This window comes from Bacillus cereus group sp. TH152-1LC, from assembly GCF_027710505.1.
Classification (GTDB): domain Bacteria; phylum Bacillota; class Bacilli; order Bacillales; family Bacillaceae_G; genus Bacillus_A; species Bacillus_A mobilis.
Genome location: NZ_JAQFNK010000012.1, coordinates 65,608 through 83,649, shown reverse-complemented (window position 1 = coordinate 83,649; position 18,042 = coordinate 65,608). Strand labels below are relative to the sequence as shown.

Here is an 18,042-nt window from a genome sequence, read left to right as displayed (position 1 = left end):
AGCCTTGCGCTCCAGTTTTTTTATTTCAATCACTTTGTTTCTGGTTGAAACTTGTATGGAATGGCTACTTCTAATAATGCCTCGAATCCTCCATCGTAGAATGGGAATCGCTCATTTGCGATTGTTCGATCCACCCACTCTATTGCAGAAATTTCTTCTTCATCTTCCACAATCAGTTCACCTTTTACTACATTTGCTCGGAATATAAAAAGTATTGCATGATTCCCTGATGCTTCAAAGAATTTTTCATTGATTGCAACAAGTCCACCTGCCACGGCAGTTAAACCTGTCTCTTCTTTCACTTCTCTTATTAGTGCTTCCTCTAATATTTCACCTTTTTCAACAGCCCCACCCGGCAGTGACCAAACGTTTTGTTCTATATTATGTACCATTAATATTGTATCTGTTTCTTCATCATGTATTAGTGCATATACGACGTCAACTCTTTGCACGTTGCTTTTCTCCTTCAATTAACTCAGCCATTGTAAATAACGAATGTAGCTGTAAGCCATCTTCTAATAAGTTTTCTCTTCCCTCTTTCGTTCGCTCAATCACGCCTAGAACATGGTGGACTTTCGCACCCAGTTCCCTTAAGTCTTTCGTGCTTAATAATATTTGACCGCCTGTCGTAATAACATCTTCAACAACACAAACATTTTTCCCAGTAATATCAACGCCTTCTGCTAACTTACATGTACCGTACTTCTTCGCTTCTTTTCTTACAAATACAACTGGTATACCTGTTTGTAAAGATAATGCTGTTGCTACTGGAATTCCTCCCATTTCTAAACCCGCGAGTACTTCTGTCTCAGGAGGAATGAGCTCTTTCAATTGTTTAGCAATTTCTAATAACAGTACTGGATTAGATTCAAATAAGTACTTATCCAAATATTGATTTGATACTTGTCCTGATCGAAGTTTAAATGTTCCCGTTAAACGTGACGTATTGTAAATTTCCTTTGCTAACTCCCATTTCTCCATTGTATCTCTCCCCTTTATGCACAAATTAACTCATTCTATCACGCTTATAATTGTTTGTATATTCCTAAAATACAAATAAAAGGGTCGATTCCTAAGAATCGACCCTTCCTATTAATTCATCACTAACTCAGCTGTGAGCTTTTTTTTTAACTTAGCCAACATGTCCGTTGTCATTTTGTCTAAATCGTACTCTGCTTTAAAGCCCCACTCTTTCATTGCTGCTGTTGCATCAATAGAGTTTGGCCAGCTATCAGCGATTGTTTGACGAGCAGGATCTACAGCGTAATCCATTGTAAACGTCGGGATGTGTTTACGAATTGATGCTGCGATCTGCTCTGGCTCAAAGCTCATTGCTGTAATATTGAACGCGTTTCTATGCACAAGTTTACTTGGATCAGCTTCCATTAATGAAATGATCGCTTGTAAAGCATCTGGCATATACATCATATCCATGTATGTTCCTTCTGCAATGTATGAGGTGTATGTGCCTTTTTTAATCGCCTCATAATAAATTTCAACTGCATAGTCAGTTGTTCCGCCTCCTGGAGGAGCTACGTAAGAAATTAAACCTGGGAAACGTACACCGCGCGTATCAACACCAAACTTTTGATGATAATAATCACATAGTAATTCTCCTGCTACTTTGTTTACCCCATACATCGTAGTAGGACGCTGAATTGTATCTTGTGGCGTATTATCTTTCGGCGTTGACGGACCGAATGCACCGATAGAACTTGGCGTGAAAAACTTACAGTTTAATTCACGAGCTGCTTCTAATGCATTTACAAGTCCACCCATATTTAAATTCCAAGCAAATAGCGGATTTTTTTCTGCTGTTGCTGAAAGTAAAGCTGCTAAATGAATAATTGTATCTACTTCATTACGCTTTGCAATATCATGTAGTTTTTGTCCATCTGTTACATCTAACGTTTCAAATGGACCAGACGTTACTACCTCACTATCTGTTTCACGAATATCTGTTGCAATAACATTTGATGCACCGTATACATCACGAAGTTTCATTACTAGTTCAGAACCAATTTGCCCTAAAGAACCGGTTACTAGAATTTTTTTCATTTTCCCCACTCCTCATTTGCAAGCTATTCAAAAGATGTCGTTACTTAAATGATGCCCATTTCTTTCCCTACTTTTTCATACTTACGAATTGCTTCATCTAACATTTCTTTCGTATGAGCTGCTGTAGGCATATTACGAACGCGTCCTGTTCCTTTTGCTACAGTTGGGAACACGATAGATTTTGCGTAAACGCCTTCTTCATTTAGACGTTTACTAAATTCTTGTGTTAATACTTCGTCACCAATAATACAAGGTGTAATTGGCGTTTCACTTTCCCCGATATTAAAGCCAAGTTCTTTTAACCCTTGTTTTAAATAGCGACCATTTTCCCATAAACGATCGTGCAACTCTGTGCTTTCCATTAAGATTTCAATTGATCTCATGCAAGCTGCTGCATCAGCTGGTGTTAATGCTGTAGAGAATAAGAATGGACGTGAACGAACTTTTAACCAGTCAATTAAGTTTTGTTTCCCTGCTACATATCCACCAATTACCCCAATTGCTTTTGATAATGTACCAATTTGGAAATCAACTTTATCAGACAGACCGAAGTGTTTTACAGTTCCTGCACCTTTACCAAGTACACCTGAACCGTGTGCATCATCTACGTATGTCATTAAATCTAATTCTTCTGCAATCTCAACAATTTCTGGTAGTTTTGCAACATCTCCATCCATTGAGAAGACACCGTCTGTAATTACCATTAATTTATTGTAAAGACCTGATTCTTTCGCCGCGATTGCTTTTTGGCGCAAATCTTCCATATCAGAATGCTTATAAACGATGATTTTCGCTCTTGATAGACGACTACCATCAATGATAGAAGCATGGTTTAATTCATCTGAAAGAATCGCATCATTTTTATCCATAACGGCTGAAATCGCTGCCATATTACAGTTAAATCCTGATTGGTAAGCAATCGCTGCTTCTGTATGTTTAAACTTTGCAATTGTTTCTTCTAATTTAATATGCAAATCTAAAGTACCGTTAATTGTACGAACAGCTCCTGCTCCAACGCCGTACTTATGAATAGCACCAATTGCTGCTTCTTGCAAACGGCTATCTGTTGCTAATCCAAGATAGTTGTTTGAAGATAAGTTAATATATTCTTTTCCGCCAATTGTAATGATCGGTCCATTTGGACTCTCAAGCGGATCAATTACGTTATAAAGCCCCTTTGATTTTAAATCCTCTAAATTTTCTTCTAAAAATTTCGCAAGTGTTTTACTAGACATTGTGAAGCCTCCCATCGTTCATGTAAGCGAATTATTGTCTTAATAGTTCCAATAATCCCTCTACTAGCTTAACACGTTTTCATAATTTATTATAGAAAAATAGTTCAAAGTAACCGCTTACAATTCTAGATTATATATGATTCATTACAAGAAATCTATCATTTACTTTTCATATTTGGTAGAATAAAAAAATATTTAAGGGGGCTTCAATCATGGCATTTACTGAATCTGATGTATATAATAACGAAGCATTTTTTAAACAATATATGAAACGAAGATACCGAGAAAATAGCCCAAATGAATCACTTGAAAAACCAGCCTTCTTTCAACTCATTGGTGATGTGAAAGGAAAGCAAATCCTTGATTTAGGCTGTGGGGACGCTAAATTCGGTGAGGAGTTATTAGAAAAAGGCTGCCACTCTTACACTGGTATTGAAGGCTCCGAACTTATGTATGAAAAAGCTAAAAAACAACTAGAAAATAAAAATGGGACCGTCCATTTTTTAAACCTCAAAGACTACCCATACCCTCCTGCTACTTTTGATTTAGTAACATCTAGACTCGCCTTACATTATATTGACCATCTTCCTATCATTTTTCAAAATGTGTACAAAACTTTAAAAACAAATGGAACCCTTACTTTTAGCGTTCAACACCCTATTATTACTTCTTCATTTGAAAGCTTGCAAACGAGCGGAAAAAGAACGAGCTGGCTCGTCGATGATTATTTTAAAATGGGAAAACGCGTTGAACCTTGGATTGACCAAGAAGTTATTAAATATCATCGTACAACAGAAGAATATTTTACATTGTTACAACAAGCCGGATTTACCATTACATCTTTAAAAGAGGCTACACCAAATCAAACTTATTTTCAGAGCGAAGAAGAATATGAACGACGTTTACGAATTCCCCTCTTTCTCTTATTCTCTTGCGAAAAATGAAAAAGACGATGAATCCTCATCGTCTTTTTCATTATCTCATTATTTGAGCAACCTCTTTACGTATACGTCTTCCTTTTCCATGTGGGATACAAAGTGGCGTCCCAAATAATGGATCCGTACTGATTTGACACTCCATCCGGAATACATCACGTACTAGCTTCTCATCTACTACTTCTTCCGGCTTACCTTGTGCATATATTTGTTTATCTTGAATGGCTACAATATTGTCTGCATAGCGGCATGCTAAATTTAAATCGTGTAATACCATAACAATTGTTCTTTGTTCTGTTTCATTTAATTCGAATAATAAATCTAGCACTTCAATTTGGTGAGTCATATCTAAATATGTAGTAGGCTCATCCAGTAAAATAATATCGGTATCTTGTGCAAGCGTCATTGCAATCCAAGCACGTTGACGTTGTCCACCCGAAAGAGCATGCACATCACGCTCAGCAAACTCTGTCATACCTGTTGCTGCAAGTGCTTTTTGTACCATTTCCTCATCTTTTTCTGACCATTGCTTCAGCCACGTTTGATATGGATAACGTCCTTGCTTTACAAGTTGTAATACAGTAAGCCCTTCTGGTGCTTGCGGTCCTTGCGGTAAAATTGCCATTTGACGAGCGATTTGCTTCGTTTGCATACTTTGAATCGCTTGATTATCTAACAAAATATCACCAGTTGTTGGCTTTAATAATCTAGCTAGTGAACGTAATAAAGTTGATTTCCCGCAACCGTTAGAACCGATAAAGATTGTAATTTCGCCTTTGGGAATTTCTAAATTCAGCTCATCAATAATAATTGCTTCACCATAAGACAACGTCAAACTTTTCGTCTCCAATGCTTTTTGCATACTCATCTCCCTTTATGAATTCCGACTTTTATAAAGTAAGTAAATAAAATAAGGTGCACCAATTGCTGATGTAAATACCCCTGCTGGAATTTCAAGTGGTGTGAAAACTGTACGCCCAATTAAATCTGCAGCGAGCACTAAAATTGCACCAACAATCGCCGCAACTGGGAGTAATGCACCATATAAAGAACCAACTAGTCTTCGTGAAATATGAGGTGCCATTAAACCGACAAATCCAATTCCTCCGGCAAAGGCAACTGCTCCACCAATTAAAGCTGTACTAAGTAATAACATGAATACGCGTGACTTCGTTAAAGGCACACCAAGTCCTACCGCAATATCATCCCCTAGCTCTTGCGCATTTAAATGTCTAGCAGCTATAAATGATATTACCGTTAAAATGAGAACCCATGGCGCAAGTACCATAACGTTTTGCCATGAAGAACCGTAAACAGTACCTGTAATCCATACATTCGCTTGACTCGCTTGATAGATTGGCGCTAACAACATAAACAAAGTCGTTGCCGCTTTCGTTAATGCCCAAAACCCAACACCAATTAAAACAAGACTAATTGGTGATAACCCGTCATTTCTCCATGCAAATAAATATACAAAAAGCGCTACAATCGTTGCCCCAGCAAAGGCTGCTAACGGCATATAATGAATGCTTACAGTTAACGCATTATTTTTATCACTAAATAGGGCTAAAAATAATACAACTGCAACACTTGCACCACCTGTAATCCCGATGATATCAGGAGAAGCCAGTGGATTTCGAACGAGACCTTGTAAAATACATCCGGCTACAGCAAGTGCGATTCCTACAAGGATGGCAATCAAAATACGCGGCATACGAAACTTATTTACAACCATATTGGACATCGCATCGCCATTTCCAGTAATCGCTTGCCATACATCATATGGAGCAATTTTCATGTCTCCCATACCTGCACTCGCAAAAAATAATCCTATTAAAACAACTAGTAAACTGACTAAGACGAGACAAGCTCGTTTATACATTAAAAACGAGAGCCCGCCTTTTCCTATACGAAACGGAATATACTTCTTCATTTGCTAAGCCCTCTCTTACGTGCAATATAAATAAAGAATGGTGCTCCGATAAATGCTGTCATAACCCCTACTGGTACTTCTTGTGGCATAATGACATACCTTGCTGCTATATCAGCTAAGATTAATAGTATTGCACCTAACAACCCGCTATACGGTACTCTCCACCTGTGATCTACTCCAACAAGAAATCTGGCAAAATGCGGAGTAACAATACCAATAAATCCAATTGGACCAGCGACCGCAACTGAACCACCAGACAGCAGGACAATAATAAATAGTACGAATGATTTCATTAAAATCGTTCGTTGTCCAAGTCCTTTTGCAACGTCTTCCCCCATCATTAATGTATTTACTTTTCCTGCCATCATAAGAGATGCAATCCAGCCTACTAATAAATATGGGAATACAGATTGTAAAATTTCTAACTTTCTTCCTTGTACAGATCCGGCAAGCCAAAATAATACCTCTTCAAGCGCCTTTTCATTTAACACAAGTAATCCTTGTGTTAATGATGAAAATAACGCACTAATTGCGACCCCCGCTAACGTTAACTTAAGAGGCGTTGTCCCTTCTTTTCCTAAAGAACTAGAAGCAAATACAAGTACAGCTGCAACTGCTGCCCCTAAAAAGGCAATCCACGTGAAAGCCGATAATGATGTCACGGAAAAAATAACAATTGCTACAACTATGAAAAACGCAGCACCTGAATTTAATCCAATAAAATCTGGAGAGGCAAGTGGATTCTTCGTTAAAGTTTGCATAAGACAACCTGCAATGGCTAAACTAGCACCAACACTAGCTGCAATTAATGCCCTTGGTAGACGCACATTTTGAATAATAATATGTTCATTGGAACCATTAAAATGAAAAAAAGCATCTAACGCTAATTTCCAGCTCGTATTTGTATATCCGAAAATAATACTTCCCCAAATACAAATAACGACTGCAATGATTCCAACAAATAATCCAATCCATTTTGCTTGATTTGTTTTTAATAACATGCAGCGTTTCCCCTTCAATGTATAATGATACGTTGTAAGTGTATTTCAACTTAATTCTCATTGTCAACGATATTGAGAATTATTTTCATTGACAATTGGACCATGAAGTATTATTATCATGCTTGCTATTGAAAAAACTTCTCAGTATGTAGGGGGTACATAATGAATTTAACACGAAAGAAGTCGTTTACAGTATTTGTATTTTTACTAGCCTTTTCATTACTTTTAAGTGCTTGTGGAAAATCAAATACGAAAGAGGAAACAAAAGAAGACACGAAAAAAGAAATGATTACGGTTGAACATGCAATGGGTAAAACAGAAGTTCCTGCTACTCCAAAACGTGTAGTTATTTTAACAAATGAGGGAACTGAAGCTTTACTTGAATTAGGTGTGAAACCAGTTGGGGCTGTAAAATCTTGGACTGGTGATCCATGGTATCCACATATTAAAGATAAAATGAAAGATGTAAAAGTTGTTGGTGATGAAGGACAAGTGAACGTGGAAACAATCGCTTCTTTAAAACCAGACTTAATTATCGGTAACAAAATGCGTCATGAAAAAGTGTACGAGCAACTAACAGCAATTGCACCTACTGTGTTCTCTGAGACGCTACGTGGTGAATGGAAAGATAACTTCAAATTTTATGCAAAAGCATTAAATAAAGAAAAAGAAGGTCAAAAGGTTTTAGCTGATTACGATAAAAGTATGAAAGATTTAAAAGCCAAACTTGGCGATAAAGTAAATCAAGAAATCTCTATGGTTCGCTTCATGCCTGGTGATGTTCGTATTTATCACGGTGATACATTCTCTGGTGTAATTTTAAAAGAACTTGGATTTAAACGTCCTGGTGATCAAAATAAAGATGACTTCGCGGAGCGTAACGTATCTAAAGAACGTATTTCTGCAATGGATGGCGATGTATTATTCTACTTCACATTCGATAAAGGAAACGAGAAAAAAGGTTCCGAATTAGAAAAAGAATATATTAATGATCCTCTATTTAAAAACTTAAATGCAGTGAAAAATAATAAAGCATACAAAGTTGACGATGTTATTTGGAATACAGCTGGTGGTGTAATGGCCGCTAACCTACTATTAGATGATATCGAAAAACGCTTTGCTAAATAATATTTCCTTAACCAGCTCCCCTTCTATGGAGCTGGTTATTTTTCAATTCACTTAAATGTCACATTATTTCATTTTGTATTTTTATTCCCAATATGTTATATTATAAAAGTAAATAGAATATATTTTCTCTATATCAGAATAAATATTTTAATCTAAATTTTCTGATTAATCACTATTTTATTTTCTTTTAGAATTCAATTATTACATTTGAAAACGCTTATCATCTCGTTTTCAGGGCAAAATACAGTAACGGTTGAAGAAAAATAGAATTTTTTCAGGAATTTTCTTTCTATTTCCATATAATTCTATTGACTTCTAAATATTTTGTAAATTAAAATGATTACATAAATATCCGTTATACAGGATTAGGGGGAAACAAACATGGATGCAGCTTTAAAATTAGACAAAGCTGGAGAGCAACAATCACCAAAAAACATCCACCAGGATTATATTTGTTGTTCTTTACAGAGGCATGGGAAAGATTTAGTTATTACGGAATGCGTGGCTTATTAGTTCTTTATTTAACAACGAGTTTAGTAAGCGGCGGTTTAGGATTTGATAAAGCAGTTGCAGTTCAAATTTACGGTATTTTCACAATGTTAGTATACTTCACACCAATTATCGGTGGTTGGTTAACTGACCATTTCATTACGAAGCGCCATGCCATTACTATTGGTGGTATCATTATGGCAATTGGTAACTTTGTACTATTTTCAATGAACACTAAAACTGGACTATTTTTAGGATTAGGATTATTAGTTATTGGTAACGGATTCTTCAAACCAAATATTTCGACTTTATTAGGTCAATTATATAGCGAAAACGATTCTCGTCGTGATAGTGCCTTCACTATCTTCTACATGGGAATTAACTTAGGGGCTCTTATTGCTCCATTCATTTGCGGTTACTTCGCAGATTATAGATACGGTTTCTTAACAGCTTGTATCGGTATGATTATTGGACAGCTTGCCTTTAATTTCTTAGCACCTCGTTACTTAGGGTCTATTGGAACAACTGTTGTCGGTAAAAAGTCTAAAGAAAAAAATGCAAAAGCAATTGAGAAAAAGCCTTTAACAACACAAGAGAAAAAACGTACTACTGCAATTTTAATTTTAACTTGTTTCGTTGTATTCTTCTGGGCAGGATTTGAACAAGCTGGTAGTTCTTTAACACTTTACACAGATAAGTTCGTAGATCGTACAATTGGTGGATTTACAATTCCAACACCTTGGTTCCAATCTGTAAACCCACTATTCATTATCTTACTAGCATTACCGGTTTCTGCATTATGGATTAAACTTTCAAAAACAAAAAATGGTGATTTAAAAATCCCAACAAAAATGGCTTTAGGTATGATTTTACTAGGGATTGGATATTTAGTTCTAACTTTAGCTGTATTAAAAACTGGTAGCGACGAAGGTAACATTACAATGAAAGCAAACTTACTATTCATTGTATTCACTTACCATAGATAATCCAATTGGTGAATTATTCTTATCACCAATCGGATTATCTATGGTAAGTGCAATCGCTCCTGTTAAATTAGCATCATTATTAATGGGTGTATGGTTAGCTGGTACTGGCTTCGCAAACTTATTAGCAGGACAATTAGCTGCTTTCACTCAATCTTTAGGATATTTAGAAGTATTCGCAAGCATCGGTGTTATCGTAATCGTGCTAGGATTAGTACTTCTTATGTTCTCTAAGAAAATTGCACATATGATGGAATAAGAAATAAAAGACGCTTCTAAACATTTAGAAGCGTCTTTTCTATTACTTCTCCTCTAAAGCCGTCACATTCACGTGAACGCTTTCTCCAGGATTAGATACATCATACACCTGCGCAACCCCACTCTGCTCGTCACAGCTCTCAATCCATACTGGTACGCCCTCATATGTAACATCAATTCTACTTGAAGAAGATAAAATTTGTTTCACACGTTTTACATCCATACTACTATTCCTCCTTTTTACTTGCTACACTCCTTTCTATCTTTTCTTTTCCCTTTAGAATATATTCCATATAGCAACATGTTAATTGATATCCTTTTCTTCCTTACATGCTAACATTTTCTTTCCTATTACCTTTATGACAAATAAAAAAAGACGTATATCTCACACGTCTTTTTCCATAATATTCAAATTTTAAGAAAATAATGTTTTTACAACTTCACTTACTTTATCATTATGAATTTGATAATACACTTCTAATCCTCGTCTTTCAAAGCGCACTACTTTATTTTGTTTTAATTTCGTTAAATGTTGCGAAACCGTTGATTGTGGAATTTCTAATACTTCCTGTAATTGTGTTACATTACAAGTTCCACGTTGCATTAGTTCCATTACTAGGCGTAAACGTAAAGGATGCGCTAACGCTCTTAACATTTGTACATCTTCTTCTGAAATACGACATTCGAATTGATTTTGGCTCATAAAGTTCCCCTCATTTTCGTTTTTATTTTCTTTTTATTTATTTATATATCTGTTCTTATATTTCCTGTTACGACATAACTTTATCAACTTATAAAGCCGAAATTTTTTTCCATCTTAACCAGCAAAGAACTCAGGAAATAATCCTTGCTGATTTTGAATATTATACTATATGATATAACGAAAAAGCAAAACAACGGGCTGCAAATACTTTGCTTGTAAACGTTGTTTTATCAAGCTTTTTGTTATATTTTCACCTCATTGCAACGTGCAGTAATAATATCGTAAAATACCATCTATAATTGATAACTTTTCGTAAAGTAGTTGGAGTATACTTAACCTATTTGTTACACTAAAAGGAATTTTCAGTAAAAAGAGATACTGTAACATTAAAAATTAACTTATTGCTTTTTAATTCGTATTTAATAGCTTGAACTGTGACGGAATACTTCCTATTAAGTGCATTTCACTGTCCCCTTTCTGACTTGATCAAATGGGACAAGCTACACCATTCAATATAATGACGGTCTCTAATATAGAGCTTTAGGACCAATAATGTATAAATAACTAAAAGAAAATAATATGCAAATAATTCATCTAGCCCACTCAAACCTATTTGAGTGGGCTTTTTGTCTACTTTATGAACAAAGCATTTCTTTTAACACTATTATGGAATAATTATACTTTTTTACGTTGACAATAGTGTTGAAGGAGAATATACTAAGCATGTAAGTTGATTGTGAATATTTTCACAAATAATGTGAATTTCTTCACATAAAATAGATAGGAGTTGTCATTATTATGAGTACTTGGACACAAATTTATGACCCATTAAACAATATTTGGTTATCTGCACTAATCGCAGCACTTCCAATTTTCTGCTTCATCATTTGTTTAATGGGACTGAAAATGAAAAGTTATATGGCTGGCCTTTACAGTGTGATTGTCGCTATTATTCTTGCTATATTCGTTTATAAAATGCCAGCAACTGTAGCTGTAGCATCTGCCGGATTCGGTGTTTTATCTGGATTTTATCCAATTTGTACTATCGTTATCGCAGCAATTTTCCTTTACAAATTAACTGTTAAAACAGAGCAATTCAATGTCATTCGTGATAGTATCTCAAGCATTACAAATGACCAACGTTTACAAGTATTATTAATCGCTTATTCTTTCGGTGCTTTCTTAGAAGGCGCAGCTGGGCTAGGGGTTCCAGTTGCTATTACAGCTGCATTACTTGTAGGTATGGGCTTTAACCCATTAAAAGCAGCAGGTATTTGTTTAGTAGCAAACATCGCTGGTGGTGCTATGGGTGCTATGGGTATCCCAGTTACAGTACCAGCACAATTAACTGAACTAGATGCATTAACTATCGGTCGTCAAACTGTTCTTATTTTACCTTTCATTAGTATTGTTTTACCTTTCTTACTTGTATCAATGGTTGATGGAATTAAAGGTATTAAAGAAACTTGGCAAGGTATTCTTGTAAGTGGTGTTTCTTTCGCGGTTACTCAGTTCGTTGTAACTTACTTCTTAGGTGCAGAACTTACTAATATTTTCGCAGCCGTTGTAAGCATGATCTCTCTTGCATTATTCTTACGTGTTTGGCAGCCAAAATCTTCTACTAAAGAAGAAAAACAAGAAGAAAAAGTATCTCATACATTCAATCAAATTTTATATGCCTGGTCTCCATTCGTATTCTTAACTGCATTCGTAACAATCTTTAATTTAAAACCAATTAAAGCTTTATTTGCTCCGGATGGCGCACTAGCAAACTTAGTATTTAACATTCAATTCCCTGGTCTTCATAATGCTGTTATGAAAACTACACCTATTACAAAAGCTGATACACCTTTCGCAGCTGTTTTCAAGTTTGATGTATTCTCATCTACAACTACTGCAATCGTATTAGCAATTATCGTTTCACTTATCGTATACCGCGTAAAAGGTAAAATGGTTAAAGAATTAATGGTTGAAACAATGAAAGAACTAAAAGCTCCAGTATATACAATTTGTAGCGTTATCGCTTTAGCTTACGTAGAGAACTACTCTGGTATGTCATCTACACTTGGACTTGCATTCTCTTCTACAGGTAATGCATTCCCTGTTCTTTCTCCGATCTTAGGATGGATTGGCGTATTCATTACAGGATCAGTAGTATCAAGTGGTTCATTATTTGCACCGCTTCAAGCAGTAACTGCAGATCAATTAAACATCGTTCCTTCTACTCTTGTTGCATTAAACGTAGTAGGTGGTACAATGGCAAAAATGGTTTCACCACAATCTGTAGCAGTTGCTTGTGCAGCAGTTGGACTAGTTGGTAAAGAATCTGTCCTATTTAAAACAGCAATGAAATACAGTTTAATCTTCTTAGCTATCATTAGCTTACTTCAATTAAATTCTGTATTTAACATCTTTTAAAAATAAAACACCGATCCAAACGGATCGGTGTTTTTTCACATTACATTACATCTTCTTATTCTTTAGTAAAGAAGCACCAGCAATTTCAGGATGCGTCATTTCGAATGGATCCAAAATAATATCCAATTCTTCTTCTGTCAGTACACCATGTTCTAAGCATAACTCCCTAACAGATTTTCCTGTTTCAATTGCCTCACGTGCAATACGAGATGCTGCTTCGTAACCAATATGAGGGTTAACTGCCGTAATAATTCCAACACTCTTCTCCACATATTGCTTGAGCAATTCTTCATTTGCTGTAATTCCTTTAATACAATATTCACGGAATACGCGGAATCCGTTATTCATAATACTAATAGATTGAATTAAATTAAACACGAGTACAGGCTCCATTACGTTTAACTCTAATTGTCCTGCTTCTGATGCTAAGCAAATTGTATGATCATTACCAATTACTTGGAAAGCAACTTGATTAATTACTTCTGCCATAACAGGATTTACTTTACCTGGCATAATAGATGAACCTGGCTGACGAGCTGGTAATTGAATTTCCGCCAATCCAACACGTGGACCAGATGCCATAATACGAAGGTCATTCGCAATTTTAGACATGTTCATCATACATACTTTTAATGCTGCAGATACTTCTGTGTATGCATCTGTGTTTTGCGTTGCATCAACTAAATGCTCTGCACCAACAAGTGGGAATCCACTAAATGTTCGCAAGTGTTTAACCACTTGTTCAATGTACGTAGGGTTTGCATTTAATCCCGTACCAACAGCTGTCGCCCCCATGTTCACTTCATATAAATGTTGGCGAGACTGTTTAATTCTTTTTATATCACGCTCAAGCACGCGGCTATACGCTTCAAATTCTTGTCCAAGACGAATCGGAACAGCATCTTGTAAATGTGTACGTCCCATTTTAATGACGTGATCAAACTCTTTTGCTTTTGCACGGAAAGCAGCATGAAGTTCTTCCATTGTAATAAGAAGTTCTTCTAACATCATAAGAGTTGCAATATGAATTCCTGTTGGAAACGCATCATTCGTCGATTGAGCCATGTTCACATGCGTGTTTGGACTAATTTTCGCATACTCACCTTTTTCATATCCCATACGTTCTAACGCTCGATTAGCGATTACTTCATTTGTATTCATATTAATAGAAGTTCCAGCACCGCCTTGGATTGGATCCACGATAAATTGATCATGAAATTTTCCATCAACAATTTCTTGCGCCGCTTCTGCAATTTCATGTCCAATGTCTTTAGCTAAGTAACCAGTATCCATATTTGCAAGTGCCGCCGCTTTTTTCACAATTGCCATTGCCGTAATGAGTGACGGATGAATGCGATATCCTGTAATCGGGAAGTTTTCAACAGCACGTAATGTTTGTACACCATAATAAGCTACACTCGGTACTTCCTTTTCACCTAAAAAATCTTTTTCTATACGTATATCCTTCGTTGCTATCATTTTCATCACCTATGCTTTTCATTCTAAATCCTTATCTAAAAAATTCGCCATCTAAAAATACGAGTATCATTCAGAAGAATTTTTCAGTATCCACCTTCACTATATAGCACCTCTTTTGAAAGCGCAAACATTTATTTTTCTATATATACCTTTTATAAAGTGACACCTTAATCAGTGGGGATTTTGTTCATCCCCCACCTAACTTCTTCGCTTTCGCCGAATTTTGAGGTGGGGTCTTACTGCCCACAAATATAGCGGGATAACAATTTATAGAAAATCATTCTTCTACCTTCTTTATTTCCACTCGTTTAATTTGATGCATATCCTTTTCGAGAACTTTAAAAGAAAAGCCGTGTTTTTCAATAACATCTCCTTCAGCAACAATTTGCTTTTGTACCATAATCCAGCCACCAATTGTATCTACATCCTCAGCAATTAAGTGTATGCCAAATAAATCATTTACTTCACTAATAAGCACTTTTCCCTCTACGATTTTACACCCTTCACTTACATGCTCTACAGGCGGGTGCTCGTCTTCATCGTATTCATCTCGGATTTCTCCAACAATTTCTTCTAAAATATCTTCTAATGTAACAATCCCCGCTGTACCACCATATTCATCATATAATACAGCTAATGGGATTCGTTTTCTTTGCATTTGTAATAGTAAATCATGTATAGGAATATTTTCTAGTACTTCAATAACTGGCCTTGTATACGGTGTAATCGAGCACTCCTCATCTCGATTACCATCCATATAACGAATAAATAAATCCTTTACATTAACCATCCCAATAATTTCATCTTTATCTTCACCAAATACGGGATACCTCGTATATTTTTCTTGTGCGATTATTTTAATATGTGTTTCAAATGGTTCATCCTCATATAAACCTACAACTTCCGTACGAGGTACCATAATTTCCTTTGCAACTCTATTATCAAATTCAAAAATATTATTTACATATTTAAATTCCCTTTGATTAATCTCTCCGCTCTCATAACTCTCAGATAAGATTAATCGTAATTCTTCCTCCGAATGAGCAACTTCATGTTCAGAAGCCGGATGTAACCCGAATAACCCTGTCACAACCCTTGCTGAACCATTTAAAGCCCAAATAAACGGATACATTACTCGGTAAAAGTAAATAATTGGCTTCGATAATAATAAGCTAACTTGCTCTGCCCTTTGTATAGCGAGCGTCTTCGGAGCAAGTTCACCAATGACAACGTGTAAAAACGTAATCACTGCAAAGGCAATAATAAACGAAACTGTACTTGCAATTGCAGGAGATAAGTGTAGTTTTAAAAACAACGGCTCGAGTAAATGTTTTATAGTCGGCTCGCCTAACCACCCAAGTCCTAAAGCAGTAATTGTAATACCTAACTGACATGCTGATAAATACTCATCTAAATTTGAAGTTACTTTTTTAGCTGCCAATGCTCCTCGTCGTTTTTCACTAACGAGTTGATCAATACGACTGCTACGCACCTTAATAATTGCAAACTCAACAGCTACAAAAAAACCTGTTAATGCAATAAGAATGACTACCATCAATAATTTTAAAATATCCACATATGCCCTTTAGCTTTCTTAGCTAAAGTTACACCTCCTTTAAAAAAGAAGTTTCACTTTAGTTTCTTCATTTACGCAAAAGCAACCCTATATAAAATTCACCAATTTCAAACCTCATACAATTCTAAAGGTAGCCCATCAGGATCTTGGAAAAAGACGAATTTTTTTCCGGTTATTTCATCCATACGTATCGATTCAGTCTCTACACCACATTCATTTAAATGTTTCACAGCTTCTCCTATATTTGTAACAGCAAATGCTAAATGTCTAAGTCCAGCCGCTTCCGGGAAACTTGGGCGCTCAGGCGGACTTGGAAATGAAAATAATTCGATTTGATACTCTTCCCCTACACATAAATCTAACTTATAAGAATCTCGTTCCTTTCTATATACTTCATTTATCGCTTTAAAACCTAATATCCGAGTATAAAAATCCTTTGACACTTCATAATTTGAACAAATAATTGCAACGTGGTGCACTCTACATATATTCATGCTCTCTCTATTCCTTTCTTTACCAAAGATGCATATTCTCCCTTGAAATGAAAAACATATATAGCAGAATATCTCTTTTAGGGGGCTTACTATGAAATTTATTACTTTTTTCGTGGGACTTATCGTTGTTTTCTTCCTTGCTTATATTGCTAGCAACAATAAGAAACATATTAAATTTAAACCAATTTTCATCATGCTTATTATACAGTTGATCTTAACCTATTTATTATTAAATACAGAAATCGGCCTCATACTTATTCGGGTCATTTCCAGTCTGTTTACAAAGCTACTCGAGTATGCTGCTGATGGTATAAACTTCGTATTTGGCGGTCTTGCCAATAAAGGTGAAATGTCATTTTTCCTTACTGTACTATTACCAATTGTCTTCATTTCTGTCTTAATTGGTATACTACAACATTTCAAAATACTACCATTTTTTATTCATTGGATCGGTTACTTCCTTAGTAAAATAAATGGTCTTGGGAAATTAGAATCTTACAATGCTATCGCCTCTGCCATTGTCGGCCAATCAGAAGTTTTTATTACGGTAAAAAAACAATTAGCTCAAATTCCAAAACACCGTCTTTATACACTTTGTGCTTCTGCCATGTCAACCGTATCTATGTCTATCGTAGGTGCCTATATGACAATGATCGAACCTAAATATGTAGTAACCGCACTCGTCCTCAATTTATTTAGTGGTTTTATTATCGTGCTCATCATTAATCCTTACGACGTTAAAGATGACGAAGATATTTTAGAGATTAAAGGCGAAAAGCAAAGCTTTTTTGAAATGCTTGGAGAATACATTCTAGATGGCTTTCGCGTAGCTATTGTTGTCGGCGCTATGCTCATCGGATTCGTCGCATTAATGAGCTGCATTAATGACCTATTCCTCATTATATTCGGCATTACTTTCCAGCAATTAATCGGCTACGTATTTGCACCTGTTGCATTCCTTATCGGTGTACCAAGTTCCGAAATTGTCACAGCTGGTAGCATTATGGCAACAAAGCTTGTAACAAATGAATTTGTAGCAATGATGGACCTTAGTAAAATTTCTAATAGCCTTTCTCCTCGTACAGTGGGTATCATTTCTGTTTTCCTCGTTTCTTTTGCCAACTTTTCTTCTATCGGTATTATTTCAGGTGCGGTAAAAGGATTAAACGAAGAACAAGGAAACGTTGTTGCCAGATTTGGCCTTAAATTACTATACGGAGCTACTCTCGTCAGTATTTTATCTGCAATTATCGTAAGCATTATGTTGTAATCAGGTAAAATTTTATCATTTTCTTATCCCTATCTTTTGTATACAATAACGAATAGATGTCTTTATAAATAATCAAGACATC

Annotated in this window: 16 protein-coding genes and 1 pseudogene; 5 read left to right on the top strand and 12 right to left on the bottom strand. The window is 35.8% G+C overall.

Going from position 1 to position 18,042, the window contains the following annotated elements:
• Positions 1–29 precede the first annotated feature (29 nt).
• The 4 genes from PDL00_RS22795 to PDL00_RS22780 form a co-directional block, all read right to left on the bottom strand.
• Positions 30–452: an NUDIX hydrolase gene (locus PDL00_RS22795; RefSeq protein WP_270731247.1), complete on the bottom strand. Its 423-nt coding sequence runs from the start codon at positions 450–452 to the stop codon at positions 30–32.
• Positions 439–981, bottom strand: coding sequence for an orotate phosphoribosyltransferase (gene pyrE / locus PDL00_RS22790; protein ID WP_242256597.1), 543 nt, complete (start codon positions 979–981; stop codon positions 439–441). The genes PDL00_RS22795 and pyrE overlap by 14 nt, the downstream gene beginning before the upstream one ends.
• Positions 982–1,092: 111 nt before the next feature.
• The gene (locus tag PDL00_RS22785; protein ID WP_000723139.1) at positions 1,093–2,058 is read right to left on the bottom strand and encodes an L-threonine 3-dehydrogenase; all 966 of its coding nucleotides are present in this window, start codon (positions 2,056–2,058) and stop codon (positions 1,093–1,095) included.
• A gap of 44 nt (positions 2,059–2,102) precedes the next feature.
• Positions 2,103–3,293, bottom strand: coding sequence for a glycine C-acetyltransferase (locus PDL00_RS22780; RefSeq protein ID WP_270731246.1), 1,191 nt, complete (start codon positions 3,291–3,293; stop codon positions 2,103–2,105).
• 212 nt (positions 3,294–3,505) lie between these two features.
• Here PDL00_RS22780 and PDL00_RS22775 point away from each other — a divergent pair, with 212 nt between their 5' ends.
• On the top strand, positions 3,506–4,237 hold the full coding sequence (locus tag PDL00_RS22775; RefSeq protein WP_270731245.1) for a class I SAM-dependent methyltransferase: 732 nt from the start codon (positions 3,506–3,508) through the stop codon (positions 4,235–4,237).
• A 31-nt stretch (positions 4,238–4,268) separates the two neighbouring features.
• On the opposite strand, the gene PDL00_RS22770 is transcribed toward PDL00_RS22775, so the two are convergent.
• Genes PDL00_RS22770 through PDL00_RS22760 form a run of 3 tightly spaced genes read right to left on the bottom strand, consistent with a single transcriptional unit; the run spans position 4,269 to position 7,162 of the window.
• The gene (locus PDL00_RS22770; protein WP_242256593.1) at positions 4,269–5,090 is read right to left on the bottom strand and encodes an ABC transporter ATP-binding protein; all 822 of its coding nucleotides are present in this window, start codon (positions 5,088–5,090) and stop codon (positions 4,269–4,271) included.
• 12 nt (positions 5,091–5,102) lie between these two features.
• A complete protein-coding gene (locus tag PDL00_RS22765) occupies positions 5,103–6,161 on the bottom strand; it encodes a FecCD family ABC transporter permease (protein WP_270731244.1) in 1,059 nt (352 codons plus the stop codon).
• The gene (locus tag PDL00_RS22760; protein WP_242256590.1) at positions 6,158–7,162 is read right to left on the bottom strand and encodes a FecCD family ABC transporter permease; all 1,005 of its coding nucleotides are present in this window, start codon (positions 7,160–7,162) and stop codon (positions 6,158–6,160) included. Before PDL00_RS22760 ends, PDL00_RS22765 begins: the two co-directional genes overlap by 4 nt.
• A gap of 162 nt (positions 7,163–7,324) precedes the next feature.
• Between PDL00_RS22760 and PDL00_RS22755 the strand changes: the two genes are divergently transcribed.
• Both PDL00_RS22755 and PDL00_RS22750 read left to right on the top strand, forming a co-directional pair.
• Positions 7,325–8,290 carry an ABC transporter substrate-binding protein gene (locus PDL00_RS22755; RefSeq protein ID WP_242256588.1) on the top strand — a complete coding sequence of 322 codons (966 nt, stop codon included), beginning with the start codon at positions 7,325–7,327 and terminating at the stop codon, positions 8,288–8,290.
• Positions 8,291–8,671: 381 nt separating this feature from the next.
• A pseudogene (locus PDL00_RS22750) lies at positions 8,672–10,021 on the top strand (peptide MFS transporter).
• A 42-nt stretch (positions 10,022–10,063) separates the two neighbouring features.
• Here the strand turns inward: PDL00_RS22750 and PDL00_RS22745 are convergent.
• Together PDL00_RS22745 and PDL00_RS22740 are read right to left on the bottom strand one after the other, a co-directional pair.
• The gene (locus PDL00_RS22745; RefSeq protein ID WP_000382683.1) at positions 10,064–10,243 is read right to left on the bottom strand and encodes an acid-soluble spore protein H; all 180 of its coding nucleotides are present in this window, start codon (positions 10,241–10,243) and stop codon (positions 10,064–10,066) included.
• A gap of 192 nt (positions 10,244–10,435) precedes the next feature.
• Positions 10,436–10,723 carry an ArsR/SmtB family transcription factor gene (locus PDL00_RS22740; RefSeq protein ID WP_000081429.1) on the bottom strand — a complete coding sequence of 96 codons (288 nt, stop codon included), beginning with the start codon at positions 10,721–10,723 and terminating at the stop codon, positions 10,436–10,438.
• A 798-nt stretch (positions 10,724–11,521) separates the two neighbouring features.
• Between PDL00_RS22740 and PDL00_RS22735 the strand changes: the two genes are divergently transcribed.
• Positions 11,522–13,141 carry an L-lactate permease gene (locus PDL00_RS22735; protein WP_242256584.1) on the top strand — a complete coding sequence of 540 codons (1,620 nt, stop codon included), beginning with the start codon at positions 11,522–11,524 and terminating at the stop codon, positions 13,139–13,141.
• Between the two features lie 45 nt (positions 13,142–13,186).
• Here the strand turns inward: PDL00_RS22735 and aspA are convergent, their stop codons facing one another.
• From aspA to gloA2, 3 genes are all read right to left on the bottom strand, one after another.
• Positions 13,187–14,620, bottom strand: a complete 1,434-nt coding sequence (gene aspA / locus PDL00_RS22730) for an aspartate ammonia-lyase (protein WP_000562161.1) — start codon at positions 14,618–14,620, stop codon at positions 13,187–13,189.
• Positions 14,621–14,897: 277 nt separating this feature from the next.
• Positions 14,898–16,196, bottom strand: coding sequence for a hemolysin family protein (locus PDL00_RS22725; protein ID WP_242256583.1), 1,299 nt, complete (start codon positions 16,194–16,196; stop codon positions 14,898–14,900).
• A gap of 107 nt (positions 16,197–16,303) precedes the next feature.
• Positions 16,304–16,690 carry an SMU1112c/YaeR family gloxylase I-like metalloprotein gene (gene gloA2 / locus PDL00_RS22720; RefSeq protein WP_061676966.1) on the bottom strand — a complete coding sequence of 129 codons (387 nt, stop codon included), beginning with the start codon at positions 16,688–16,690 and terminating at the stop codon, positions 16,304–16,306.
• 91 nt (positions 16,691–16,781) lie between these two features.
• On the opposite strand from gloA2, the gene PDL00_RS22715 reads away from it, so the two are divergent.
• The gene (locus tag PDL00_RS22715; protein ID WP_000668858.1) at positions 16,782–17,960 is read left to right on the top strand and encodes a NupC/NupG family nucleoside CNT transporter; all 1,179 of its coding nucleotides are present in this window, start codon (positions 16,782–16,784) and stop codon (positions 17,958–17,960) included.
• Positions 17,961–18,042 lie beyond the last annotated feature (82 nt).